This window comes from Billgrantia sp. NRB1 (assembly GCF_056921725.1).
The window spans coordinates 1,190,584-1,213,825 of record NZ_CM167783.1 but is presented as its reverse complement, the minus strand read 5'-3'; the positions used below and the strand labels follow the sequence as shown (position 1 = coordinate 1,213,825).

The 23,242-nt window shown below is 67.8% G+C and carries 19 protein-coding genes, 2 tRNA genes and 1 pseudogene; 9 read left to right on the top strand and 13 right to left on the bottom strand.

Annotated features, from left to right (window positions below; all coding sequences use genetic code 11):
• The first annotated feature begins 167 nt into the window (after positions 1–167).
• Both gltA and ACZIYR_RS05495 read left to right on the top strand, forming a co-directional pair.
• Positions 168–1,454, top strand: a complete 1,287-nt coding sequence (gene gltA, locus ACZIYR_RS05500) for a citrate synthase (RefSeq protein ID WP_473032766.1) — start codon at positions 168–170, stop codon at positions 1,452–1,454.
• 66 nt (positions 1,455–1,520) lie between these two features.
• Positions 1,521–2,453 (top strand): NAD(P)-dependent oxidoreductase, encoded by a 933-nt coding sequence (locus ACZIYR_RS05495; protein ID WP_483528498.1) that lies wholly within the window; start codon positions 1,521–1,523, stop codon positions 2,451–2,453.
• Between the two features lie 436 nt (positions 2,454–2,889).
• Here the strand turns inward: ACZIYR_RS05495 and ACZIYR_RS05490 are convergent.
• From ACZIYR_RS05490 to gltX, 3 genes are all read right to left on the bottom strand, one after another.
• Positions 2,890–2,965: transfer RNA gene (locus ACZIYR_RS05490), tRNA-Glu, on the bottom strand.
• A 24-nt stretch (positions 2,966–2,989) separates the two neighbouring features.
• Positions 2,990–3,065 (bottom strand) — tRNA-Ala (locus ACZIYR_RS05485).
• A gap of 76 nt (positions 3,066–3,141) precedes the next feature.
• Positions 3,142–4,623: a glutamate--tRNA ligase gene (gltX, locus tag ACZIYR_RS05480; RefSeq protein ID WP_473032764.1), complete on the bottom strand. Its 1,482-nt coding sequence runs from the start codon at positions 4,621–4,623 to the stop codon at positions 3,142–3,144.
• A 122-nt stretch (positions 4,624–4,745) separates the two neighbouring features.
• Between gltX and ACZIYR_RS05475 the strand changes: the two are divergent.
• Together ACZIYR_RS05475 and ACZIYR_RS05470 are read left to right on the top strand one after the other, a co-directional pair.
• A pseudogene (locus tag ACZIYR_RS05475) lies at positions 4,746–5,009 on the top strand (Rossmann-fold NAD(P)-binding domain-containing protein); the annotation flags it as partial.
• Positions 5,010–5,129: 120 nt separating this feature from the next.
• Positions 5,130–5,726: a helix-turn-helix domain-containing protein gene (locus tag ACZIYR_RS05470; protein WP_473032763.1), complete on the top strand. Its 597-nt coding sequence runs from the start codon at positions 5,130–5,132 to the stop codon at positions 5,724–5,726.
• A gap of 23 nt (positions 5,727–5,749) precedes the next feature.
• On the opposite strand, the gene ACZIYR_RS05465 is transcribed toward ACZIYR_RS05470, so the two are convergent.
• Both ACZIYR_RS05465 and ACZIYR_RS05460 read right to left on the bottom strand, forming a co-directional pair.
• Positions 5,750–6,352: a hypothetical protein gene (locus tag ACZIYR_RS05465; RefSeq protein ID WP_473032761.1), complete on the bottom strand. Its 603-nt coding sequence runs from the start codon at positions 6,350–6,352 to the stop codon at positions 5,750–5,752.
• A 174-nt stretch (positions 6,353–6,526) separates the two neighbouring features.
• Positions 6,527–6,847, bottom strand: a complete 321-nt coding sequence (locus tag ACZIYR_RS05460) for a TraR/DksA family transcriptional regulator (RefSeq protein WP_483528497.1) — start codon at positions 6,845–6,847, stop codon at positions 6,527–6,529.
• 276 nt (positions 6,848–7,123) lie between these two features.
• On the opposite strand from ACZIYR_RS05460, the gene dusA reads away from it, so the two are divergent.
• A complete protein-coding gene (gene dusA / locus ACZIYR_RS05455; protein WP_483528496.1) occupies positions 7,124–8,137 on the top strand; it encodes a tRNA dihydrouridine(20/20a) synthase DusA in 1,014 nt (337 codons plus the stop codon).
• Between the two features lie 5 nt (positions 8,138–8,142).
• Here the strand turns inward: dusA and ACZIYR_RS05450 are convergent, their stop codons facing one another.
• Positions 8,143–9,174 (bottom strand): succinylglutamate desuccinylase/aspartoacylase family protein, encoded by a 1,032-nt coding sequence (locus tag ACZIYR_RS05450; protein WP_483528495.1) that lies wholly within the window; start codon positions 9,172–9,174, stop codon positions 8,143–8,145.
• A gap of 149 nt (positions 9,175–9,323) precedes the next feature.
• On the opposite strand from ACZIYR_RS05450, the gene ACZIYR_RS05445 reads away from it, so the two are divergent.
• On the top strand, positions 9,324–9,941 hold the full coding sequence (locus tag ACZIYR_RS05445; RefSeq protein WP_473032758.1) for a TetR family transcriptional regulator: 618 nt from the start codon (positions 9,324–9,326) through the stop codon (positions 9,939–9,941).
• 33 nt (positions 9,942–9,974) lie between these two features.
• Here the strand turns inward: ACZIYR_RS05445 and ACZIYR_RS05440 are convergent, their stop codons facing one another.
• The 4 genes from ACZIYR_RS05440 to ACZIYR_RS05425 form a co-directional block, all read right to left on the bottom strand.
• Positions 9,975–10,730 carry an enoyl-CoA hydratase-related protein gene (locus ACZIYR_RS05440; RefSeq protein ID WP_473032757.1) on the bottom strand — a complete coding sequence of 252 codons (756 nt, stop codon included), beginning with the start codon at positions 10,728–10,730 and terminating at the stop codon, positions 9,975–9,977.
• Positions 10,731–10,828: 98 nt separating this feature from the next.
• A complete protein-coding gene (locus ACZIYR_RS05435) occupies positions 10,829–12,238 on the bottom strand; it encodes an efflux transporter outer membrane subunit (RefSeq protein ID WP_483528494.1) in 1,410 nt (469 codons plus the stop codon).
• A complete protein-coding gene (locus ACZIYR_RS05430) occupies positions 12,231–15,374 on the bottom strand; it encodes an efflux RND transporter permease subunit (protein ID WP_483528493.1) in 3,144 nt (1,047 codons plus the stop codon). Before ACZIYR_RS05430 ends, ACZIYR_RS05435 begins: the two co-directional genes overlap by 8 nt.
• Entirely contained in the window at positions 15,374–16,447 is a 1,074-nt protein-coding gene (locus ACZIYR_RS05425; RefSeq protein WP_473032753.1) for an efflux RND transporter periplasmic adaptor subunit, read from the bottom strand. The genes ACZIYR_RS05430 and ACZIYR_RS05425 overlap by 1 nt, the downstream gene beginning before the upstream one ends.
• A 386-nt stretch (positions 16,448–16,833) precedes the next feature.
• On the opposite strand from ACZIYR_RS05425, the gene ACZIYR_RS05420 reads away from it, so the two are divergent.
• Entirely contained in the window at positions 16,834–17,745 is a 912-nt protein-coding gene (locus ACZIYR_RS05420) for an alpha/beta fold hydrolase (protein WP_473032752.1), read from the top strand.
• 7 nt (positions 17,746–17,752) lie between these two features.
• Here the strand turns inward: ACZIYR_RS05420 and ACZIYR_RS05415 are convergent, their stop codons facing one another.
• Positions 17,753–18,271 (bottom strand): hypothetical protein, encoded by a 519-nt coding sequence (locus ACZIYR_RS05415; protein ID WP_483528492.1) that lies wholly within the window; start codon positions 18,269–18,271, stop codon positions 17,753–17,755.
• A gap of 71 nt (positions 18,272–18,342) precedes the next feature.
• On the bottom strand, positions 18,343–19,182 hold the full coding sequence (locus tag ACZIYR_RS05410) for a fructosamine kinase family protein (RefSeq protein ID WP_483528491.1): 840 nt from the start codon (positions 19,180–19,182) through the stop codon (positions 18,343–18,345).
• Between the two features lie 174 nt (positions 19,183–19,356).
• Here ACZIYR_RS05410 and ACZIYR_RS05405 point away from each other — a divergent pair, with 174 nt between their 5' ends.
• Complete coding sequence (locus ACZIYR_RS05405) at positions 19,357–22,185, top strand: AMP-binding protein (RefSeq protein WP_483528490.1); 2,829 nt, start codon at positions 19,357–19,359, stop codon at positions 22,183–22,185.
• A gap of 65 nt (positions 22,186–22,250) precedes the next feature.
• Entirely contained in the window at positions 22,251–22,562 is a 312-nt protein-coding gene (locus ACZIYR_RS05400; RefSeq protein ID WP_473032748.1) for a YqfO family protein, read from the top strand.
• A gap of 30 nt (positions 22,563–22,592) precedes the next feature.
• On the opposite strand, the gene ACZIYR_RS05395 is transcribed toward ACZIYR_RS05400, so the two are convergent.
• Positions 22,593–23,150, bottom strand: a complete 558-nt coding sequence (locus ACZIYR_RS05395) for an NUDIX hydrolase (RefSeq protein ID WP_473032747.1) — start codon at positions 23,148–23,150, stop codon at positions 22,593–22,595.
• Positions 23,151–23,242: the final 92 nt, after the last annotated feature.

Below are 23,242 nucleotides of genomic sequence, written 5' to 3'. Positions count from 1 at the left end.
TCTTATACAAATAACTATACACCAAGCAGCTTACTGCACAACAACGCCCGCACCATGGGCTAATTGACAATCCCGGGAACGCTTCTATAGTGGGCGGACCTTTTCGCCGGCGTATTCAGCGAAATACCGATTTTTCGTCCCACAACGAACTCGAGAGGAGGCCTTTCATGGCTGACAGGAAAGCGACGCTGACGGTAGACGGCCTGGACAAGTCGATCGAGCTGCCGATCTATTCCGGCACTCTGGGCCCGGACGTGATCGACGTTCGCGGCCTCGGCGCCGAGGGCCTCTTCACCTACGACCCCGGCTTCATGGCCACCTCCTCCTGCCAGTCCGCCATCACCTATATCGATGGCGGCAAGGGCGTGCTGCTGCATCGCGGCTATCCCATCGACCAGCTGGCCAAGGAATCCAACTTCGTCGAGCTCTGCTACACCCTGCTGTTCGGCGAGCTGCCCAACGACGAGCAGTATGCCGACTTCGAGTCCCGGGTCAGCAACCACACCATGGTCCATGACCAGATCAACAACTTCTTCAAGGGCTTTCGCCGCGACGCTCACCCGATGTCGATCATGTGCGGCGTGGTCGGCGGCCTGGCGGCCTTCTACCACGACCATATGGACATCACCCAGGAGGAGGACCGGGTGATCAGCGCCATTCGCCTGATCGCCAAGATGCCGACCATCGCCGCGATGTCCTACAAGTACAACGTGGGCCAGCCGTTCAACTACCCGCGCAACGACCTGAACTATGCAGAGAACTTCCTCTACATGATGTTCAGCACGCCCTGCGAGGAGTACAAAATCAACCCGGTCTACGCCAAGGCGATGGACCGCATCTTCATGCTGCACGCCGACCACGAGCAGAACGCCTCCACCTCCACGGTGCGCCTGGCCGGCTCCACCGGCGCCAACCCCTTCGCCTGCATCAGCGCCGGGATCGCCGCGCTATGGGGCCCGGCCCACGGCGGCGCCAACGAGGCGGTGCTGAAGATGCTCGACGAGATCGGCGACGAGTCCGAGGAGAACATCCAGCGCTTCGTCGACCGCGCCAAGGACAAGGACGACCCGTTCAAGCTGATGGGCTTCGGCCACCGCGTCTATCGCAATTTCGACCCCCGCGCCAAGGTGATGAAGGAGACCTGCGACGAGGTACTGGCCGAGCTGGGCATGGCCGACGACCCGCAGCTCAAGATCGCCAAGCGCCTGGAGCAGATCGCCCTGGAGGACGAGTACTTCATTGAGCGCAAGCTCTACCCCAACGTCGACTTCTATTCCGGCATCATCCTCAAGGCCATGGGCATTCCCACCAACATGTTCACGGTGATCTTCGCGGTGTCGCGGACCATCGGCTGGATCTCCCACTGGCACGAGATGCTCAGCGAGAGCTACAAGATCGGTCGCCCGCGCCAGCTCTACACTGGCCACTCCCAGCGCGACTACCCTGCCAAGTAACCGCGGCAGGAAGCGGCACTGGCCGCAGCGCAAACGGAAAGCCGCCCCTGGGCGGCTTTCTGCGTCTTGCAAGATGCGTGGAAACAACATTCCAACACGAGGGAAAGCAGGATGAGCCAGACAATTTCGACGGTCGCCTTTATCGGCCTGGGCGTAATGGGCTACCCGATGGCCGGCCACCTGGCCAGGGCCGGCCTCGAGGTACGCGTCTATAACCGCACGGCTGCCAAGGCCGAGGCCTGGACCCAGGAGCACGGCGGCAGCCACCACCCTACTCCCCAGGAGGCTGCCTCCGGCGCCGATCTGGTGCTGGTCTGCGTGGGCAACGACGACGACGTGCGCCAGGTCACCACGGGCGAGCACGGCGCCCTCGCCGGCATGGCGGAGGGCAGCCTGCTGGTGGACCACACCACGGCCTCGGCCGAGCTTGCCGAGGCGCTCGATGTCGCCTGCCGCGAGCACGGCATCGGCTTTATCGATGCCCCGGTTTCCGGGGGCCAGCAGGGGGCCGAGAACGGCGCCTTGACCATCATGTGCGGCGGGACGGAGAGGGATTTCGCCACCGCCGAACCGGTGCTCGCCCACTACGGCCGCGCGGTGACGCTGATGGGTGCCGCCGGCAGCGGTCAACTCACCAAGATGGTCAACCAAATCTGTATCGCCGGCCTGGTCCAGGGGCTGGCCGAGGGGCTGCACTTTGCCGAGCAGGCCGGCCTCGACCAGCAGCGCGTGGTGGACGTCATCGCCAAGGGGGCAGCCGGCTCCTGGCAGATGGAGAACCGCCACCGCACCATGATCGACGATGAGTACGACCACGGTTTCGCCGTGGACTGGATGCGCAAGGACCTGGGCATCTGCCTGGAGCAGGCTCGCCAACTCCAGGCGCGACTCCCCGTGACCGCCCTGGTCGATCAGTTCTATGCCGACGTTCAGGCCATGGGCGGCAGCCGCTGGGACACCTCTTCTCTGCTCAGACGGCTGCGCGCTTTTCGTGCCTGAAACCGGGGATGCCGGCGCCGGCCGCCGGCATCCAGCCCCGCCAATTACCCACACCCAGAGGCTGCTCGGCGTTTTCCACACATTCTGTGGATAAAGCTGTTCACAACTACGAGAAAAGGCCTTCAAATCGCCATGATCAGCGGCCTGCCCTTAGATTGTTTATTTTTTGACCAGATTTAAGTCATTGAATATAAAGGACTTATAAGAAAAGCCCGCGAGCACGGCCAGTTACCCCCGGCGCCAAGGGGCACAGGGCGGGAAACGACGAACGAGTGGACAAGTCAAGCGCTAAGCGGTGAAAATTCGGCGCTTCAATGGAGTTTTCACGCAGCGCCTGCGCCCCGGGGTGAGGCGCAAGCAGCGACAAAAAAAGACGCCATCGGCGTCTCGGTATTCGCGCTGACGGCAGGACCCGACAGCCGCGCAGAAATGAAGGTGGCGTCCCATAGGGGGTTCGAACCCCTGTTCCCGCCGTGAAAGGGCGGTGTCCTAGACCACTAGACGAATGGGACGCAGCGCCGCACAAGACGAAGATATGGTGGAGCCTAGCGGGATCGAACCGCTGACCTCGACACTGCCAGTGTCGCGCTCTCCCAGCTGAGCTAAGGCCCCACATGTCTCGTGAAGACGGGGCGTATGTTACTGATTCGCCCCGCTACTGTCAAGCGCTGTCACGCCTACACCTGCATCAGGCGAGCTCACGGTACTCCTTCTCGAACCGCTTGGCCTGCTTCTTGGACACCCCGCCCAGCACCTCGATGGCGTGACGGAGCCGTGCCCGAGTCATATCGGAGCCAAGTATCGCCATGGCATCCATCACCGAGGTGCTGGCGGTGGAGCCGGTAATGGCGATAAACACCGGCGCCAGGAAGTCCTTCATCTTGAGATCGAAGTGGCCAGCCAGTGTCTTCACCTCGGTGAGCAGCACCTCCTTATGCCAGGCGGGCACCGCCTCGAAGCGCCACACCAGGAACTGCAGCAGCTTGAGCAGATCCTCGCGACCCAGCTTGACGCCGTCGAAGCTCTCCTCACTGATCGAAGGCAGTCCCGAGAAGAAGTGGCCGGCCAGCGGTGCCACCTGGGAGAGCGTCTCCACGCGGGTGCGCACCTGGGGCAGGATCTGGCCGACATAACGCTCGTTGAAGGCCCACTCCATCAGCGCCTTGAGAAAGGCCTGGTCGTCCAGATCCTCGCGGATGTAGAGCCCATTGAGCCAGGTCAGCTTTTCCAGATCGAATACCGGCCCGCCAAGCGACACCCGCTGGATGTCGAAATGCGCCATCATCTCATCGAGGCTGAACTTCTCGCGCTCGTCGGGCATCGACCAGCCCATCCGCCCCAGGTAGTTGGTCACCGCCTGGGGCAGGAAGCCCATGCGCCGATAGTAGTTGATCGAGGTGGGGTTCTTGCGCTTCGACAGCTTGGACTTGTCAGGGTTGCGCAGCAGGGGCATGTGGCACAGCACCGGCATTTCCCAGCCGAAATACTCATAGAGCAGCCGATGCTTGGGGGCCGAGTTGATCCACTCCTCACCGCGCAGCACATGGGTGATACCCATCAGGTGATCATCCACCACATTGGCCAGGTGATAGGTGGGCATGCCGTCGGACTTTAGCAGGATCTGGGCATCGACCTGGGCCCAGTCCACCTCGATGGGGCCGCGCAGCATGTCGTCGATCACGCAGGTGCCGGTGGCCGGCACCTGCATGCGCACGACGTACGGCCAGCCCTCGCGCTCGCGCCGGGCCTGCTCATCGGCGGGCAGGGCCAGGTCGGAGGGCTTAAGGGCCAGGTGCATGCCCGCCGCCTTGCGCGCCTCACGCAGCTCGTCCAGCTCTTCGCTGGTGCGGTAGCACTTGAAGGCGTGGCCGCTGCTGAGCAGCTGGCGCGCGTACTCAGCATAGATATCGCCGCGCTCGCTCTGACGATAGGGGCCGTGGGGACCGCCGACATCGGGGCCCTCGTCCCACTCAAGGCCCAGCCAGCGCAGGGAGTCGAGAATCATCTGCTCGGACTCGGCGGTGGAGCGCACGCGGTCAGTATCCTCGATGCGCAGCACGAACTGGCCGCCACGCTGACGGGCGAAGCACAGGTTGAACAGAGCGATATAGGCGGTGCCCACATGGGGGTCGCCGGTGGGTGACGGCGCAATACGAGTACGTACGGTCATGTCGTCCTTATCCGTTGGGGAGATGAGCCTGTTCGCATTATACGCACCTGACACCCACCGGGCAGCCGCCGTGGGGAATCAACCGGCTCCCCCGGAGTCAACATGGGACGCTTTGACCCAGGAGGGACAGCAAGGCCGCCCACAATATGCTGATGAAGACCGCCGCGGTGGAACTCAGGCGCCTCAACCCCGCCACCACCGTACTATGTCTGCACCCAGGCACCACCGATACCCGGCTGTCCCGCCCCTTTCAGGCTCGCGTTCCCCGTGACCGGCTCTTCTCGCCGAACTTCGTCGCCGAGCGGTTACTGGCGGTCATCGGCGAGCGCCGCCCCGAGGAGAGCGGCAGCTTCTGGGACTGGCGCGGCGATCCCATCGCCTGGTAGCACAACACCCGAATATCGCGATCAACACATATGTTATCTCATCGTTGACCGACTGTATTTGCACAATTCATGGGGATGAATGACGATCCCTTGTCTTAACAATTTCGCCAGGATGATGGGATGAAGTCACTCGGCCCGCGCATCAAACAGCTACGCCTACAGGCCAACCTCAACAAGGCCGCATTGGCCCGCAAGGTCGGCGTATCCGATGTCACGATCTCGTACTGGGAGTCTGGTGCGATCAAGCAGATTGGCCACGAGCGTCTGGTGGCCCTGGCCGAGGCGCTCGGCTGTCCGCTCAGCCGCCTGCTCGAAGGCGATGACACGGCGCCACCGACGCCGCTACTGCTGCTGGGTCAGTCCGCGCTGCCCTGGCTCGACCCGTCTGCCCATCGTGCCACCCTGCACAGCCACCTGCTACCCGGCATGGACTGGTGTGGCGACTGTTACCTGGTTACCCCGGGCCCTGGCGAGCGCTTCGAGTTCCTGGCCGACGGCGATCTCGCCGCTATCGGCCCCACGGACACCTTCGACCATCCCGGGCGCTATCTGATCGAGGGGCTGGACGGCCTGTTCATCGGCCAGTTGGAACAGGGTGAAGGCGGTGAGCTGCTGTGTAGCGGCGAGTCGACGCTGTCACGTCAGCGGCAGCCGCTGGAAGCGACCGACCGGCTGGTCGGAAAAATGCTGGCGCGGTGGCGACCGGAGGTCGGCTGAACGCCGACCCCAACCGGCTCTGCCTACTCCACTTCCAGCACCTCGACCCTATCGGTAGTGCGGCGCGGTTCGCTGCCAATCAGATAGCGCCGAGAATAGCTCGCCACCTGCCCTAGCCCGTGGCGCGATGCCTGCACCAGCGGGCCGCTCAAGTGCTCGCCCTCATCGCCAATACGCTCGCGCACGCTGGCCGGCTGTACGCTGGCTTCAGGCAGACTGACGGTAATGGCGTAGCCACCGTCCGGCAACCCGCTGCCCGGCCCCAGGGGGCCAACCCGGAAACGCCCCTCCTCGACGTTGGTGCGCGACTGCCAGCGCACGCCGCTCAGCTCCCGCTCCACCACGATCAGCAACCGCGCGCCTTCCGGGAGATTGGTCTCACCTTCCACCAGCAAGCGACGATCCGTTTGCAGTGATGCCGAGGCGGTAATCATCACCGGCACATCGAACGGCGGCACGTCAGGCTCGGTCGCCGGCTCAACGGACGCTTCCGCGGCTTGGGGCTGGGCCTCTGCGTCTCCGTTCGCCGCCTCCGTGTCAGCCGCATCACCGTCGTTACCGCCACAGCCCGCCAGTGCCAACAGGGCTACCAGCCCGATCCAGGTCAGTCGACGCCTAGCCTTCATGGATTCCTCCAAACCGCTCGATGGCCTTCTAGACTATCACTGCTGCCAACGGTTCGCCCCAACGCACCAAGAAGCCGAATCAGCAGCGTTTCTCACGGCCAGCCGCCATACTTCCGCACGAAGGGGAGCGACAGTTAGGGGGGCACGGGCCCGGCGCCTGGGCCCGGGAATCGCTCAAGGCTCGGCGCACACCACGCAGACGGTGGTATAGGGCAGCACCTCCAGCCGGCGGGGGTCGATCGGCTCGCCGCAACGCTCGCATGCATCGCCCTCTCCCGCCTCGAGCCTAGCCAGGGCACGCATTACCAGAGAGAGCTCCTCCTCGGCCTCACGCTCGAGACCATCCACCACGTCGTCGTTCTGCACCTCGACGGCCTGCTCTTCGATATCTTTGTCGAGTGGCCCACCGCGACGCTCCTTATGGGCCCGGTAGCGTTCAATTCGCTCGATCAGCTCATCACGCAGCTGCGTCAGCTGCTGCTTGCGGTCAGCCATCTGCCACCTCCAAGTGCTGGGGGAATCGTCGGCCGCCGCGGATGGCGGCCATACGCCTCTGTCCTGAGTAGATAGCATAGATGTGCGGGAGCACGATGACCCATGGCGGCCAGGCACACCTAGCAGACGTCGGCGATCCCCAGTATGAGATGAAGCTTGCCATACACCCGCCCCGACCTGGATCGACTACCAGCGCCGAGCGATGCGCAACCCAGCCAATTATGAGAAACTGCCGCTCTCTTCCCCATGACACACCAAGCAGCCGCCACCACACGCATGAATACCGACACCCCGCGCCCCGCGCTGGACAGGACGTTCTCTATCGCCCCAATGATGGACTGGACGACAAGGGACCAAAGAGCCTTCGCCCGCACCCTGACCCGCCGCGCCCTGCTCTACACCGAGATGGTCACCACCGGCGCCATCCTCCACGGCAGCCCGCGGGAGCGCTTCCTCGGCTATGACGAGGTGGAGCATCCCATTGCGCTGCAGCTGGGCGGCAGCGATCCCGGCGAGCTCGCCGAGTGCGCGGCCATCGCCGAGGCCTGGGGCTATGACGAGGTCAATCTCAACGTGGGCTGCCCCAGCGATCGGGTGCAGAACAACCTGATCGGCGCCTGTCTGATGGGCCATCCCGACAAGGTGGCGGCGGCGGTGCGTGCGATGCGCGAGGCGGTGTCGATTCCGGTCACCGTGAAATGCCGCATCGGCATCGACGACCAGGACGAGGACGCCGACCTCGAGCGCTTTATCGCTCAAGTGGCTGATGCAGGGTGTAACGTCTTTATCGTGCACGCCCGCAAGGCATGGCTGCAGGGTCTCTCCCCCAAGGAGAACCGCGATATCCCGCCGCTCAACTACCCGCGCGTGCACCGCCTGAAGGCGAGCCGGCCGGAGCTGCATATCGGCATCAACGGCGGCCTCAAGACCCTGGCGGCGTGTCGCGAGCAGCTCGATCGGGTGGACAGCGTGATGGTGGGTCGCGAGGCCTACCAGAATCCCTGGCTGCTGGCCGGGGTGGACGAAGCCCTCTACGGCGAGCCGGGGCCGGCGACGAGCCGCCACGCGGCGGCACGGGCCTTTCGGCCCTATATCGCCCGGCGCCTCGAGGAGGGTGCCAAGCTCAACCATATCACCCGCCACCTGCTCGGCCTCTTCCAGGGCCAGCCCGGAGGGCGCAAGTTCCGCCGCCACCTCTCCGAGCACGGCCACCTCGACGGCGCCTGCCTGCGCGTCTTCGACGACGCCCTGCGCCTCGTGCCCGAGCGCGAGCCCGCCGAAACGGCCTGAATCGCTTAGTAGAGCGGGTCGGGCGGCGGCTCAAGGCTGGAGTGGAAGTCCTCGATGGCGCTCTCCGCCTCCTCGATGGCGTCGAAGCGAGCGACATGGAACAGCGCCTCCCCCTCGTTGGCCAGCGGCAGGCGGCTCATGCCGATGACGATGCCGTCGGCGCCGGTGCGCACGGCCTCCTCGGCGTTGCCAAAGGGGTCGGCCACCTTGCCCAGCAGGTCGCCCTTGGCCACGCGAGCGCCCAGGCGCACCTTGGGACGCAGGATGCCGTCGATGGGTGCCCGCGCCCAGCTGGAGCCGTTGGCCAGCTCCGCCGCTGGCGGCTGGCGACGCCGGTGCTCGCCGGTCAGCATGCCAAGCCGGCGCATCACCCTCAGCACCCCACGCACCCCCGGAGTGATCGCCCACTCATCGAAGCGCAGCGCCTCGCCGGCCTCGTAGGTGAGCACCGGGGTGCCGCGAGTCTGAGCGTAATGGCGCAGGCTGCCCTCGCGCAGTTCGGCGTTGAGGATCACCGGCGCGCCGAAGGCGTTGGCCATGCGCTCGGTCTCGCTGCCCGTCTCGAGCTGGGCGCGGATTTGGGGCAGGTTGGTGCGGTGGATGGCCCCGGTGTGCAGGTCGATGATATGGGTGGCGTGATCGACGATCTGCTCGCGAAACAGCGTCGCCACCCGTCCCCCCAAGGAGCCCGACTCACTGCCGGGAAAGCAGCGGTTGAGATCGCGCCGGTCGGGCAGGTAGCGGGTGTGCTGCACGAAGCCGAAGACGTTGACGATGGGCACCGCCACCAGGGTGCCTCGCAGCCCCTGGAGCTGGCGCGAGCGCAGCAGCCGGCGCACGATCTCCACGCCGTTGATCTCGTCACCGTGAATGCCGCCGCACACCAGCAGCACCGGGCCGTCCTGGCGGCCATGCACCACTTCCACGGGAATATGCAAGGGCGCATGGGTGTAGAGACGCGCCACCGGCACGTCGATCTGGGTACGGTTACCCGGCTTCACGCGAATGCCGGCGAGGTCAAAGGGGGCGCGCGCCATACAAGCTTCCTGGCAGAACAGTGTTCCCCTGTTTATACCCGGACGGTGGCCAAATGACGAGCAGCGGTCTTTAGCATACACAAATGCATGTAAACGCCGTTTGACTCGGGTAAAATGGGCGGCACCACTCGCCTAGCCCCCAGGAACCGATGGCCAGAAAGACCAAAGCCGAAGCCGCCGCCACCCGCGAGGCCCTGCTCGACGCCGCCGAGGCCATCTTTCTGGAGAAGGGCGTGGCGCGCACCTCCCTGGAACAGATCGCCCGTCACGCCGGCATGACCCGCGGTGCCGTCTACTGGCACTTCAAGAACAAGGCCGACCTCTTTCAGGCGATGCTCAACCGGGTGCGCATGCCTTTCCAGGAGCTGGTCAACGAGCTCGACGAGCGCGATCTCGTCGAGGCGCCGCTGGAGGCGGTGCGCCTGGCCTGCCTGCGCGGCTTCGAGCGCCTTGAACAGCCACGCTATCGGCGGGTCTACGCCATCCTGGTGCACCACTGCGAGGTGTTCAGCGATATCGACCCGCTGGCCCTGCAGAACGAGATGGCCGAGGAGTCCTGCGGGGCCTTGGCGGAGTACTTCAAGGCCGCCGCCCAACTCGGCCAGCTGCGCTCGGATCTTGACCCCGAGCATGCCGCCGGCCTGATGCAGGCAGTGCTCGGCGGCCTCTTCCATGACTGGCTGCGCAACCACGACCAGTTCTCCCTGGTCGAGCACGGCACGGCGCTGCTCGACACCCAGCTCAGGCTCTATGCCCCCGTGGTTTGACCCCCAGCGCCGAGAGAGGCGCCGCCGCCGGGACTAGCGCCCCGACTTGCGGGAAAAGAAGGCGTCGATGGCGCCCCGGGCCTCGGCGGAGCGGCAGCGCTCGAGCAGCGCCCGCTCTTCGCGATCGAAGGCCTCGCGGACCGACGCCTCCTGCCCCTCCCGAATCAGCGCCTTGGTGGCCAGCAGCGCCTCGAACGGCTTGGCCAGCAGGCGGGCGGCACCGTCGAAGGCCTGCTCCAGGGCCCGGCCGTCCGGCGCGGTGTCGGTCAGCACCCCCATCTCCCGCGCATCCGCCGCGCTGAAGGCCTGGCCCAGCATCAGCATCTGCATGGCCGCCTTGTGGCCGGCCAGCCGGGGCAGCAGGTAGGTGGTGCCCCCCAGGGGGCTCAAGGCAAAGTGGGTGAAGGGCAGGTAGAACTTGGTCGAATTGCCAGCGTAGGCGATATCGCAGTGCAGCAGGATCGAGGTGCCCAGGCCCAGGGCGATGCCCTCCGCGGCCGCGATGACGGGCTTCTCGAAGGCGTGAAGACGCCGCAGAAAGGTGATCGCCGGCACGCTGTCGGCCTCGGCCAGGGCCCGGTAGTTGGCCAGATCGTTGCCGGCGGTGAAGCAGTTCTCGGTGCCGGTGATGATCAGCACCTTGACGCCGTCATCGGCCTCGGCCGCCTCGAGCCCCTCGATCAGCTGCGCGTAGCTCGCCTCGTCGAGGATATTGCGCCGCTCCGGGCAGCTGATCTGCAGCACCAGGATGCCGTCGTCGCGCCGCGAAGCGGTGATTCGGGTCGCCATGAGGTTATCTCCCTTGTGATCGCGTGGCCTGATCCAGCGCCAGACCCGTCATGGGGCGGCAGAGGGCGCCGCCCTGTCTCGTAGGCCGCTGGCCGGCGTCAGCCGTCGAGCTGCCAGCCGCCGCCCAGCGCCTTGAACAGCGTGGCGGTAGCGGTCAACCGATCGCGCATCGCTTCGGAGAGGGCGAGCTCCGCCGCAAGCAGCGCCCGCTGGGCGTCCAGCAGCTCGATGAAGCCAACGAAGCCCTCGCGGTAGCGCACCTCAGCCAGCTCCAGGGTGCGCTCGAAGGCCGCCACCTGACGGCGCAAGGCCTCGACCCGCTCGCCGCTGGTCTCATAGGTGACCAGGGCGTTGCGAACCTCGTTGAAGGCCTGGGCCACGGTGGCGCGGTACTGCACCTCCGCCTGTTCGGCCAGGGCCTCGGCGGTGTCGATGCGCGAGGCGCTGCGGCCGAAATCGAACAGCGGCCCCATCACCGTGGCGGAGAGCCCCCAAGTGCCGGCTGCCGAGGTGAAGAGATCCCCGGCATCGCCGGCCGCCGTGCCCAAGAGTCCGCCCAGGTTCAGGCGCGGCAGACGGCTCGCCTCGGCGACGCCGATGCCGGCATTGGCAGCGATCAGTCCCGCCTCGGCGGCGCGAATGTCGGGGCGACGGGCCAGCAGCTCCGAGGGCAGCACGGCCGGCACCGCGTCGGGCAGGGTGATCGCCTCCAGCTCGGTGTCGCCGTAGTCCAGCTCGCTCATCAGCTCGGCGGGCGTCATGCCCACCAGCAGCGCCAGCGCCCCCTCCAGCACCCGCACCCGCTCGCGCTGGGCCGGCAGCTGGGCCAGGGTCGCCTCCAGCTCCGACTGGGCCTGGCGCAGCGCCAGCTCGTCGCTCTCGCCGACGTCAAAGCGCAGCTGCTCCAGCCGGTAGGTCTCCTCCCGGGAGGCCACGGTGGCCTCGGTGATGCGCTGCTGGTGCTCGGCGCTGCGCAGGTCGAAGTAGGTGGCCACCACGTCGGCGATGACGTTGAGGCGCACCGCGTCGTGGGCGAACAGGCTCTCGTCGAGCAGCGCCTCGGCGGCCTCCCGCTCCCGGGCCAGGCGCCCCCAGAGGTCGAGCTCGTAGTCGAGCACGCCGGCCAGGGAGAAGGTGGTGTCGGTGCTCTCGCCCAGGGGCGAGAGGCTCCCCGGGGTACGCTCCCGGGCCGCCTCGGCCTGGGCGCTCACCGACGGCAGCTGCTCGGCCCGGGCCAGGCCCAGGCGCGCCCTGGCCTCCTGGATCCGCGCCAGCTGCAGGCGCAGCTCAAGATTGTCGTCCGCCGCCCGCGCCACCAGGGCATCCAGGTGGGGGTCCTCGAACCGCTGCCACCACTGCTGCCAGTCGGCGCGGGCCTCATCGGAGAGCAGCACGTGCTCGGGCCACTCATCGGGCAGCGCAATCTCCGGGGCCCGGTAGTCGGGCCCCACGGCGCAGCCGGCCAGCAGCGCGGTGGACAGCAGCACAGCAGGCAGTGCCTTACGCATGGGAGCTCCCCCTGTTCAGGCGACGAGTCTTGCGCTCGCGGCGCCAGGTCACTAGGTCCTCCAGCAGCTTGTAGGCCAGCGGCACGAAGATCAGCGCCAGCGAACTCGCCAGCAGCATGCCCCCCACCACCACGGTGCCGATCTCCTGGCGGCTGTTGGCGCCGGCCCCGGTGGCGAACACCAGCGGCAGGGTGCCGATGATGAAGGTCAGGGCGGTCATCAGGATGGCGCGGAAGCGCTGCCGGGCGGCGGCCAGGGCCGCCTCGCTGGAGCTTTTCCCCTCGCGACGGTTCTGGGCGGCGAACTCCACGATCAGGATAGCGTTCTTGGCCGCCAGGCCGATCAGCACCAGCAGGCCCACCTGGAAGTAGATGTCGTTGGGAAAGCCACGCAGCCAGGCGGCGAGCGCCGCCCCCAGCACCCCGAAGGGCACTGCCGTGGCCACCGCCAGCGGCAGCGACCAGCGCTCGTACTGGGCCGCCAGGATCAGGAACACCATCAGCAGGCCGAGACCGAAGGCCAGTCCGCCGGCCCCCGCCGCGGCATCAAGCTGGAAGGCCTCACCCACCCAGCCGAGCATGACGTCGCCGTCCTGAAGCACCTCGGCGGCCACCTCCTCCATGGCCGCCTTGGCCTGGCCGGTGGTGTAACCCGGCGCGCCATCGGCCAGGAACTTGGCGGCCGAATAGACGTTGTAACGGTTGAGGATGTCGGCGCCGGCCTCGCGGGTCAGGGTCACCAGCGAAGAGAGCGGGATCATCTCCCCGGTTTCGGAGCGCACGAAGACCTTGTTGAGATCCTCGGGCTTGCTGCGAAACTCCCCCTCGGACTGCAGGTTCACCTGCCAGTTGCGACCGGCCAGGGTGAAGTCGTTCACGTACATGGCACCGAAAGTGCTCTGCATGCTGGCGAAGACCTCATTGATCGGCACCCCCATGGCGCGCGCCTTCTCCCGATCCACCTCGGCCCGGTAGCTGGGCATGGAGGTATCCAGGGTAGTGCGAGCGTTGGTCAGCTCGGGGCGCTCATTGGCGGCGGCCGCGAGCCGGCCGGCCAGCTCGGCGATCTCCTGGGTGGAGGCATCGCCGCGCACCTGGAGGTAGCCCTCGACCCCGCCGGTCAACGACAGCCCCATGATCGGCGGCGGCGTGAAGGCGATCACGAAGGCCTCGGGAATACCGCCCCCCATGCCCATGATCCGGCCGGTCAGCGACTGGGCGTCCTGGCCGGGGCCTTCCCGCTCGCTCCAGTCGGCCAGGTTGGCGAAGCCCACGCCGACGTTGGTGCGCAGGGCACCGGCGATGATGTCGAAGCCGGCGAAGGAGGTGAATTCGTCCACCTCGTCCAGCCCCAGCAGCATCTCGGAGACCTGGTCGCGCACCGCCTCGGTGCGCGGCAGCGCCGAGACCTGGGGCAGCTGATACATCACCAGCGCCACCCCCTGGTCCTCCTGGGGCACCAGGCCCGGAGGCAGTCGCGACATGGCGAACAGGGTGGCGGCGATCACGCCGCCGAACAGCACCACCCCGATCAGCGCATGGCGAAGCAGCTTGCTCACCAGCCAGCTGAACCCCGCGGTGAGTCGGTCGAAACCGGCATTGAACCACTGGAAGGGCTTGGCCACCCGCTGCGACTGCTTGTCGAGCAGCAGCGCGCACATGGCCGGGGTCAGGGTCAGGGCCACCACTCCGGAGACCACCACCGACACCGCGATGGTCACCGCGAACTGGCGATAGAGCTCGCCGGTCAGCCCGCCCAGGAAGGTCACCGGGGCGAACACCGCCACCAGCACCAGGGTCGAGGCCACCACCGCACCGGCCACCTGCTTCATGGTCTCGATGGACGCCTCGCGGGCCTTCATGCCCTTCTCATGGATCAGCCGGTCGACGTTCTCCAGCACGATGATGGCGTTGTCCACTACGATGCCGATGGCCAGCACCAGGCCAAACAGGGTCAGCAGGTTGACCGAGAAGCCAAAGGCCAGCATGCCGGCGAAGGTGCCGATCAACGAGACTGGAATCGCCGCCACCGGAATCAGGGTGGCGCGCCAGTGCTGCAGGAAGACGAAGGTCACCGCCACCACCAGCGCCACGGCGATCAGCAGGGTGATAAACACCTCGCGGATCGAGATTTCGACGAACTCGGTGGTGTCGTAGGGCACCGTGTAGGTGAGCCCCTCGGGAAAGCGTGCCGACATCTCCTCCAGCGCCTCGTGCACCGCGGCGGCGGTTTCCAGGGCGTTGGCGCCGGGCTGCAGGTAGACCCCCATGGGCACCGCGTTCTGGCCGTTGTAGGTCGCCGAGAAGGCGTAGTTCTGGGCGCCCAGCTCGGCGCGGGCCACGTCGCCCAGGCGCAGGGTGCTGCCGTCCTCTTCGGCGCGCAGGATGATCGCTTCGAACTGCGCCGCTTCGGAAAGCTGGCCGCGGGTGGTCACCGTGAAGGTGAAGGCCTGCCCCGGGGGCGAGGGCTCGGCGCCGAGACTCCCGGCGGCGAACTGGGCATTCTGCTCGCGAATCGCCGCGGCCACGTCGTTGGGGGTCAGGTCGTACTGGGCCAGCTTGTCGGGGCTGAGCCAGATACGCATGGAGTAGTCCTGGGCGCCGAACAGCGAGGCATCCCCCACCCCGGGGATACGCACCAGCTCGTCGAGCACGTTGAGCAGCCCGTAGTTGGACATGAACAGCACATCGCGACTGCCGTCCGGCGAGAACAGTACCGGCACCATCAGGATGTTGCTGGAGCGCGCCTCGACGCGCACGCCCTGGTCGCGCACCGGCTGAGGCAGGCGCGCGGTGGCGGCCTGGACGCGGTTGTTGACATTGATCGCCGCCTGGTCGGGATCGGTGCCCATCTCGAAAGAGACGGTGATCTGCAGGCTGCCGGCGTCGGTGGAGGTCGACTCCATGTAGAGCATGTCGTCGACGCCGTTGATCTCCTGCTCCAGGGGGGCGGCCACCGCCTCGGCGATCACCTCGGCGCTGGCGCCGGGATAGGCGGCCTGCACCACCACCTGGGGCGGCACCACGTCGGGGTACTGCTCCACCGGCAGCGCACGCAGCGCGGCGAGGCCGGCCAGGACGATAATCACGGAAATGACCGAGGCGAAGATCGGCCGGTCGATGAAGAACCTGAGCATCACGCCTCCTCGTCAGCGGCGGTCTCGTCGTCCAGCGGCGCCTCAGCGGCCGTCTCGTCGTCGCTGGCCTCCTCGGCGGAGTCCGCCTCGCTGGGCTGCACCGGCATGCCGTCCTGAAGGTTCACCAGGCCGCTGACGATGATCCGGTCGCCGGCCTCCAGGCCCGACAGCACCACCTGGCGGCCATCGACGATGGGCCCCAGTTCCACGTTGCGGGCCTGGGCCTGCTCCTCCTCGACCACGAAGACGCGCGGCCCCTCGGGGCCCTGGCCCACTCCCTCCTGGGGGATCAGGAAAACGTCGTCGAGCTCCTGCACCAGCACCCGTACCCGCACGAACTGCCCGGGCACCACCAGGCCCTCGGGGTTGGGAAACACCGCCCGGGCCGAGACGCTGCCGGTACGCGGGTCGATGGTGCTGGCGGTGAAGTCCACCAGGCCGGTCTGGCCGTACTCGCTGCCGTCGGGCAGCGTCAGCCACGCCTCCCGCGGCGCCTCTTCCTCGGCATTGGCCATGGCGCGCCGGGCGGTTCGCTGCAGAGCGGCATCGCGCTCCGGCAGCGAGAAGCGCACGTGAACGGGATCCTGCTGGGTGACAGTGGTCAGCAGGGTGCCGCGCTCGATCAGGCTGCCTTCGGGGAAGCTCTCCAATCCGGTCAGGCCGGCCAGCGGCGCCCGCACCTCGGTGTAGCTGAGGTTGAGCTCGGCGTTGGCCACCCCCGCTTCGGTCAGGGCCAGGCGGGCCTCAGCCAGCTCCCGGGCGGACAGCGCGCTGTCCCGCTCGCGCTCGCTGACCGCATTCTGGTTGAACAGCGTCGAGATCCGCCGCCACTCCCGGTTGGCCTGGTTCAGTTCGGCCTGGGCATTGGCCCGCTCCGCCTCGGCGCGCTTCAGCTCGATCTCGTAGGGCTCGCGGTCGATGCGAAACAGGGCCTCCCCAGACTCGACCACCTGCCCTTCGGTATAGAGACGCTCCTCCAGAATCCCATCGACGCGAGCACGCACTTCCACCTCACGAGAGCCGCGCGCGCGGGCCGCGTACTCCTCGATCACATCCACGCTGCGGGGCTCCACGCCCACCACCACCACCGGTGGAGGCAGCTGGTCCCCCCGCCCATGGCGGGGCCGTCGCCGTCGTTATTCCGTTCGCAGCCGGCGACGAGCAGGGCCAGTAAGCCAACCGCCAGTATCCGTGTCAGGGGGGCAGCCCCCCCGGGGGGTGACAAGCGCATGAAGGGTCTCCGCGGCAGATCGTGTCGTCGGGTGAACCACCTCTCGACGATGGGGCCTGCTCGCGAGGGTGGCACGGGGTAGTTTGAGTGCGGGGATTATAGCTACATCCATGTATGTATGCGAGCCAAGCCGTCCAAGCGGTGCGTGACCTTGCCGTCTCGGACTCGGCAACGCGTTCGAAATGGACTATGCTGCAAAGCAGCATAGCAGGCGAATGGATACTCGACATGGATACGCTCGAACTGGTGCGCATCGACACCCTAGAAGTGGCGGTGCGGATCTGGCACCCCGAGGCGCCCAGGACGGTGGTGGCCTGGCACGGCCTGGCCCGCCACGGCGGCGACTTCGCCGACCTGGCCCGGGAGCTCGGCCCCGGGTGGCGGGTGCTGGCCCCGGATACCCCCGGCCGCGGGCTCTCCAGCTGGTCGCTCACGCCCTCCCGCGACTATCTGTATGCGCGCTACATGACAGTAGCCCTGGCGCTGCTGGATCACTTCCAGCTGGAGAAGACGGCGTGGATCGGCACCTCCATGGGCGGGCTGCTGGGCATGCTGCTGGCCGCCGAGCCCGACAGCGCGAAGCGCATCGAGCGACTGGTGCTCAACGACGTTGGGCCCGAACTCAACCCCGAGGGGCTCGTTCAGCTGGCCACCTACTTCGGCAGGCCGCACCGCTTCAGCCGCTTCGCCGAGCTGGAGGCTGAACTCAGGCGCCACTATGTGGGCTTCGGGATCGACAGCGACGACGCCTGGCGGCGGCTGGCCCTGGATAGTGCGCGCCGGCTGCCCGACGGCGGCTGGACCTACCACTTCGATCCGCGCATCGGGGAGCAATTCGTCCACGACACGCCCCGCAACACCTGGGCCGACTGGCGGGCGATCCGCTGCCCGCTGATGGTGGTACGCGGCGAACGCTCGCCGCTGCTCCACGCCGACAGCGTAGCGCGGATGGCCGAGGCCCAGCCCGGCCTGGTGAGCCTGGAAGTGCCCGGCTGCGGCCACGCCCCAATGCTGGACCGCCCCAGCCAGGTGGCCCCCATCGCCGATTTCCTGACCCAGGCCCCCGAGCGGGCCGCGGCGAGAGACAACCGCCCCGCCCAGCCGCTATGGCGACGCGGCTGGCAGTGGCTACGCGGGTAGCGAACCCTCACTCTCCCCGCGGGCGGCTGCGGATGATCACGCCCCCTTCGTGGCGCTCGACCCGCTCACCGGGCGTGACACGGCTGCGAATACGGGTCTCCCCGGGGCGCATCTCGACCCGCCCGCCGGGGTGTGGGCGGCTGCGCAGCACCGTGCCGCCCGCATGGCGTTCGTAGCGCGCTTCGGGATAGCGCCACTCCCCCCGCGGCTCGGCGATCCCCGAGGTGCCCGAATAGGGCAGATAGGGCACACTCCATAGCGGGGCTGCCGGGACGGGCGGCGCCAGAGGTGGCATCGGCGCCCAGTAGCCCCCAACATGCGACCACGCCAAGGGGGGGACGGGAATCGCCCAGGTAATGGGGGGCTCGCCGGGACGCGACACCAGCGCATAGCCAAGGGGCGTGATGACCACCCGCTCCACTGTCGATACGCTTTTGGGCTCCTCGCCGACATCGGCGACGGCCGGAACCAGCGGGGCAAGCAGCGCACCCAGGGCGAACCACCCGCAAGCCTTCATGATCTTCATGCTCTCCCCCTTGCCGGCGCACACGCCTCTCCTCCTGCGACTGCCATCACAGGAGCGGCATTCCCCGGGCCTCATCCCGCCTCGACGCGCGCCACCGCCCGCGCCACGGCGCCACAGTAGGCACCGCCAAACAGCAGCAGGTGGTTGAGCAGCGGATAGAGCTGAAACAGCGCCTCCCGTCGCGGCCAGTCGCCGGGCGGTGCCCCATTCCAGTAGGCCTCGAAGAAGGCCTCCCCGGGAGAACCGAACAGCGTCAGCATGGCCAAGTCCACCTCAGGATAGTGGCGATAGACCGCCGGGTCGATGATCGCCGGGCCGCGCGGCGTGAACAGCACGTTACCGGACCAGAGGTCACCGTGCACCAGACTCGCCGGGGCATCCGCCAGCCAGGCATCGAGATCGCCGGCAACCGCCTCGAGGCGGCCGCGCAGGCGACCGTCCAGCAGGCCCTGGGCATGGCAGGCCGCCGTCAGCGGTAGCAGACGGCGCTGGCGCTGAAAGGCACGGCCGTCAGCCAGCGGTGCATTGGGCTGAGGCGTTCGCCCGCAGGCATTGTCCCGGGGCCAGCCGTGGCTGTCGGCGACCCGGGCATGCAGCTGGCGAAGCCCCTCACCGAGCCGCGACTCGCTCGCCGCCGAGCGGGCGGCGCTCTCCAGGGCCTCCATCACCAGCCACCTGCCCGCCTGCCCCAGCACTTCGGGCACCCGTAGCGAGGTCTCCGCTTCCCGCAGGGCCTGCAGTCCATCCGCCTCGCCGGCCAACTGTGCCGGCTCGTCGGATTTCACCACCACGTCGCCCCGGTCGGTGGCCAGGCGGTAGACCGCTGCGATATCCCCACCGCCCAGCGGGCGCGGCTCGCCGAGGGGGCTGATTCCCACCTGTTCCAGAAGCGCTCGCAGTTCGACGTCCATGGCCTCTCTCCTTCGCTGGATGGTCGATAGGGGGGCTTGGCAACACCGCCAGGCGTACGCTGTCTGTTGAATGAAGCAGGTTGGGCCGGGCGTTGGCAACCTGTGCAGCGTCTCCCCGGCCGTCAGCGCCTACAGTGAAGGCAACGTCGGCACACCGATCACAAGGGGTAGCCAATGGCGAAGGAAAACGGAGCCCAACACGACGCCCGGAGCGAAGCGCTCTCGCGGCGCCTGCTCCGAGTCATCGATGAGCTGGTACGCGAAACCCAGCCGCGGCGACAGCCGCCCCCCCAGGCAACGCTGCAGTCGCGGCTGGACCGGGATCTGGGGTTCGACAGTCTGGCCCGGGCGGAGCTGGTACTTCGCCTGGAGCGCACCTTCGTCGTGACCCTGCCCGAATCCGCCCTGGCGGCCGACACCCCCGCAGACCTGGTGACGCTGCTGCTCAAGGCACCGGAGAAGAGAGAGCCCGACACGACCGACCGGCAGTCGCCAACCAGCGAGCGGACGGTGAGCGGCGAGCCCGCCAGCGCCGGCACTCTGAACGCAGTGCTCGACTGGCACCTGGCACACCAGCCGGCGCGCTCCCATCTGCTGATCTACGGCGATGGCGACAGCCCGGAGACCCTGAGCTATGCCGACCTGGATCGCCACGCGCGAGGCGTGGCGGCGGCACTGATCCAGCGCGGGGTACGCCGCGGCGACCGCGTCGCCCTGATGCTGCCCACCGGGCGAGACTACTTCGTCGCGTTCATTGCCATCCTGCGCGCCGGCGGCGTCCCGGTCCCCATCTATCCTCCCGCGCGCCCGGCCCAGCTGGAGGAGCACCTGCGCCGCCATGGCCGCATCCTCAGCAACGCCGGCGCGGAGAGCCTGATCACCGTGGACCAGGCGCGGCGCGTGGCCCGCCTGCTGCGCGCCGAGGCCCCACAGCTGGCTTCCATCGTTACCGTTGCCGAGCTCTCGTCCGCGGCTCCGGTCGACGCCGGCGATACCCGCCAGGCCCCCGATGCGGAGAGCCTGGCGCTGCTCCAGTACACCTCCGGCAGCACCGGCGACCCCAAGGGGGTCATGCTCACCCACGGCCAGCTGCTGGCCAACGTTCGCGCCATGGGCGAGCGCGCGCGGGTGACGCCTCAGGACGTCTTCGTCAGCTGGCTGCCGCTGTATCACGACATGGGCCTGATCGGCGCCTGGCTCTCAAGCCTCTACTACGGCATGCCGCTGGTCGTGATGTCGCCGCTGGCCTTCTTGAGCCATCCACTGCGCTGGCTGGAATTGATCCATCGCCACCGGGGTACCCTCTCGGGAGGCCCCAACTTCGGCTTCGATCTCTGCCTGCGCGCCCTGAGGGATGAGCGCCCCCAGGGCCTGGACCTCAGCTGCTGGCGGATCGCCTTCAACGGCGCCGAGCCGGTCAGCCCGCTTACCATGGAGCAGTTCGCCGAGCGGCTGGCGCCCTGCGGGCTGCGCCGGGAGGCCCTGATGCCGGTCTATGGCCTGGCCGAGTCGGCGGTGGGGCTGTGCATTGCCCCGCCGGGCCGCGGGCTACGACTCGACCCTATCGATCGCGACACCTTTACCGCCACCCAGGTGGCCAGGCCAACCCAAGACCGTGCCAAGGCGCAGGTCATGGTCAACTGCGGCCCGCCTCTGCCGGGCTACCGGGTGCGCATCCTCGACCCCGAGGGGCGCGAACTGCCCGAACGCCACGACGGCGAGATCGAATTCTGCGGCCCTTCGGCCACCGCCGGCTACTTCCACTACCCCGAGGCCACCGCCGCGCTGCGTCACGGCGACTGGTATCGCACCGGCGACCGCGGCTACCTCGCCGACGGCGACCTCCACATCAGCGGCCGCGTCAAGGACATGCTGGTGCGCGGCGGGCGTAACATCTACCCCTACGACCTCGAGGAGGCCGTCGGCGCCCTCGACGGCATTCGCAAGGGCTGCGTGGCGGTCTTCGGCGACCCAGCCCCCGACACCGGCAGCGAGGCGCTGGTGGTGGTGGCCGAAACCCGGGTCACCGACCCCGCGCAGCGCGAACGCCTCACCCGGGCAATTCACGAGACCACCCTGGACACCCTGGACCTGCCCGCCGACATCGTCCGTCTGGTGCCGCCGCACAGCGTGCTAAAGACCTCCAGTGGCAAGATCCGCCGTGGCGCCACCGCCGACTGCTATCGTGGTGGCCAGCTGGGCCAGGCCGCCGCGCCGGTCTGGCGCCAGGCGCTGGTCCTGGCCCTGCGAGCCGGCGCCATGCGGTCGCGGCGGTGGCTGCAGCGGGCCGGTCGCACGCTTTATGGCGCCTACGCCTGGAGCCTGTTCGCCGCCGCCCTGATCGTGGTTGCCGTCGTGGCGCTGCCGCTGCCGAGGTTCGCCTGGCGCTGGCGCGTCACCCGCGGCTGCGTGCGCGCGGCGGCGCGACTCGCCGGCCTGCGTATCCGCAGCCATGGCCTGGAGAACCTGCCCGGCGAGGCCCCCTGCGTACTGGTGGCCAATCATGCCAGCTACCTGGACGCCCTGGTGCTCATCGCCGTGCTGCCGCACGATTTTCGCTACCTGGCCAAGGCGGAGTTCAAGCGCCAGGCCCCGGCGCACTTCCTGCTACGGCGCATGGGGGCCATCTTCGTGGATCGCTTCGACCCGCGCCAGGCGACCCGCGATACGCAGCAGGTGTTCGCAGCCCTCGGCAACGGCGACTCCCTGGCCTTCTTCCCGGAGGGCACCTTCAGCCGCCAGCCCGGCCTCAAGGGTTTCCATATGGGCGCCTTCGTCGCCGCGGCACAGGCCGGCACTCCCGTGCTGCCGGTCGCCCTGAGCGGAACCCGTAGACTGCTGCGCGGCAGCGAGATCCTGCCGCGTCCCGGCACGGTCGACGTCAGCGTGGGCCGCCCTCTGCTGCCACGGGAAGAGGGGTGGGCCGAGGCAGTCAGGCTGCGCGACGATGCCCGGGCCTTCATCGCCTCGGCATGCGCTGAGCCGGATCTTCTGGCACCTTGAAGGTGGGCTCGGGAGGCCGTCAGAGCCCAAGACGCCATGCACGAGTGAACAAGAGGAGAACCGTAATGTACAAGCTAGCCTTCTATGTCCCCGTGACGGACGCCGAGGCCGTCAAGGAGGCGGTCTTCGCCAGCGGCGCCGGACGCATCGGCGACTACGAGGCGTGCTGCTTCCAGACGCCGGGCACCGGGCAGTTTCGTCCGCTGGCGGGAGCCAACCCCCATATCGGCAGCGTGGGCGACCTGGAGCACGTGGAAGAGCTCAAGGTGGAGCTGGTCTGCGCGGATTCGCTGATTCACGAGGCCCTGGCGGCGCTCAAGGCGGCCCATCCCTACGAGGAGCCGGCCTACGATGTCTGGCGGCTGGAAGACCTGTGAATGCGGTCGACACGCCAGCGATCATCGCGCTCAGGCACTGCCGAAGTAGCGCTCGCGATCCTCGGCGGTGATATCGCTGATATGCAGCGGGAAACGCGCCTCTCCGCGGTCGGCATAGAAGTGGCGTAGGGTGCGCTCGATGGTGGGAAAGGCGAGTTCGTCCCAGGGGATCTCATGCTCCTCGAACAGCGCCACCTCAAGGCTCTCCGAGCCGGCGGCGAAGCCTCCCGCCAGGTCGGCACGAAAGATCATGTAGACCTGGTTGATATGCGGCAGGTTGATCAGGGTGTAGAGCCCGTGGATATCCACCTCCGCACAGGCCTCCTCGCGGGTCTCCCGGGCAGCGGCCTCGACGGTGGTCTCGGCGTTCTCCATGAAGCCCGCCGGCAGGGTCCAGAACCCCTTGCGCGGGGCGATGGCCCTGCGGCACAGCAGCACCCGAGAGCCGCTCACCGGCAGGGTGCCGGCGACGATACGCGGATTCTGATAGTGGACGGTGCCGCACGCGTCGCACAGGTAGCGGGGCCGGTCATCCCCCTCGGGAATGGCGAAACGCACGATATGACCGCAGTGGCTGCAGAAGTTCATGGGGCTCCCTGGCAGGCTGGCGAGCGGTGCGACACCGCCGACTTCGGGCTTGACGCCGGCAACAGCGGCCGGGTAGAAGGAATCGAAACCCG

Excerpts from the sequence above, each read along its gene's own strand:
- ACZIYR_RS05445 (WP_473032758.1), top strand. The coding sequence starts at position 9,324 with ATGGCCAGAAAGACCAAAGCCGAAGCCGCCGCCACCCGCGAGGCCCTG.
- ACZIYR_RS05470 (WP_473032763.1), top strand. The coding sequence starts at position 5,130 with ATGAAGTCACTCGGCCCGCGCATCAAACAGCTACGCCTACAGGCCAAC.
- ACZIYR_RS05430 (WP_483528493.1), bottom strand. The coding sequence starts at position 15,374 with ATGCTCAGGTTCTTCATCGACCGGCCGATCTTCGCCTCGGTCATTTCC.
- ACZIYR_RS05465 (WP_473032761.1), bottom strand. The coding sequence starts at position 6,352 with ATGAAGGCTAGGCGTCGACTGACCTGGATCGGGCTGGTAGCCCTGTTG.
- gltX (WP_473032764.1), bottom strand. The coding sequence starts at position 4,623 with ATGACCGTACGTACTCGTATTGCGCCGTCACCCACCGGCGACCCCCAT.
- ACZIYR_RS05460 (WP_483528497.1), bottom strand. The coding sequence starts at position 6,847 with ATGGCTGACCGCAAGCAGCAGCTGACGCAGCTGCGTGATGAGCTGATC.
- ACZIYR_RS05400 (WP_473032748.1), top strand. The coding sequence starts at position 22,251 with ATGTACAAGCTAGCCTTCTATGTCCCCGTGACGGACGCCGAGGCCGTC.
- ACZIYR_RS05420 (WP_473032752.1), top strand. The coding sequence starts at position 16,834 with ATGGATACGCTCGAACTGGTGCGCATCGACACCCTAGAAGTGGCGGTG.
- ACZIYR_RS05450 (WP_483528495.1), bottom strand. The coding sequence starts at position 9,174 with ATGGCGCGCGCCCCCTTTGACCTCGCCGGCATTCGCGTGAAGCCGGGT.
- ACZIYR_RS05405 (WP_483528490.1), top strand. The coding sequence starts at position 19,357 with ATGGCGAAGGAAAACGGAGCCCAACACGACGCCCGGAGCGAAGCGCTC.
- dusA (WP_483528496.1), top strand. The coding sequence starts at position 7,124 with ATGAATACCGACACCCCGCGCCCCGCGCTGGACAGGACGTTCTCTATC.
- ACZIYR_RS05415 (WP_483528492.1), bottom strand. The coding sequence starts at position 18,271 with ATGAAGATCATGAAGGCTTGCGGGTGGTTCGCCCTGGGTGCGCTGCTT.
- ACZIYR_RS05435 (WP_483528494.1), bottom strand. The coding sequence starts at position 12,238 with ATGCGTAAGGCACTGCCTGCTGTGCTGCTGTCCACCGCGCTGCTGGCC.
- ACZIYR_RS05440 (WP_473032757.1), bottom strand. The coding sequence starts at position 10,730 with ATGGCGACCCGAATCACCGCTTCGCGGCGCGACGACGGCATCCTGGTG.
- ACZIYR_RS05410 (WP_483528491.1), bottom strand. The coding sequence starts at position 19,182 with ATGGACGTCGAACTGCGAGCGCTTCTGGAACAGGTGGGAATCAGCCCC.
- gltA (WP_473032766.1), top strand. The coding sequence starts at position 168 with ATGGCTGACAGGAAAGCGACGCTGACGGTAGACGGCCTGGACAAGTCG.
- ACZIYR_RS05395 (WP_473032747.1), bottom strand. The coding sequence starts at position 23,150 with ATGAACTTCTGCAGCCACTGCGGTCATATCGTGCGTTTCGCCATTCCC.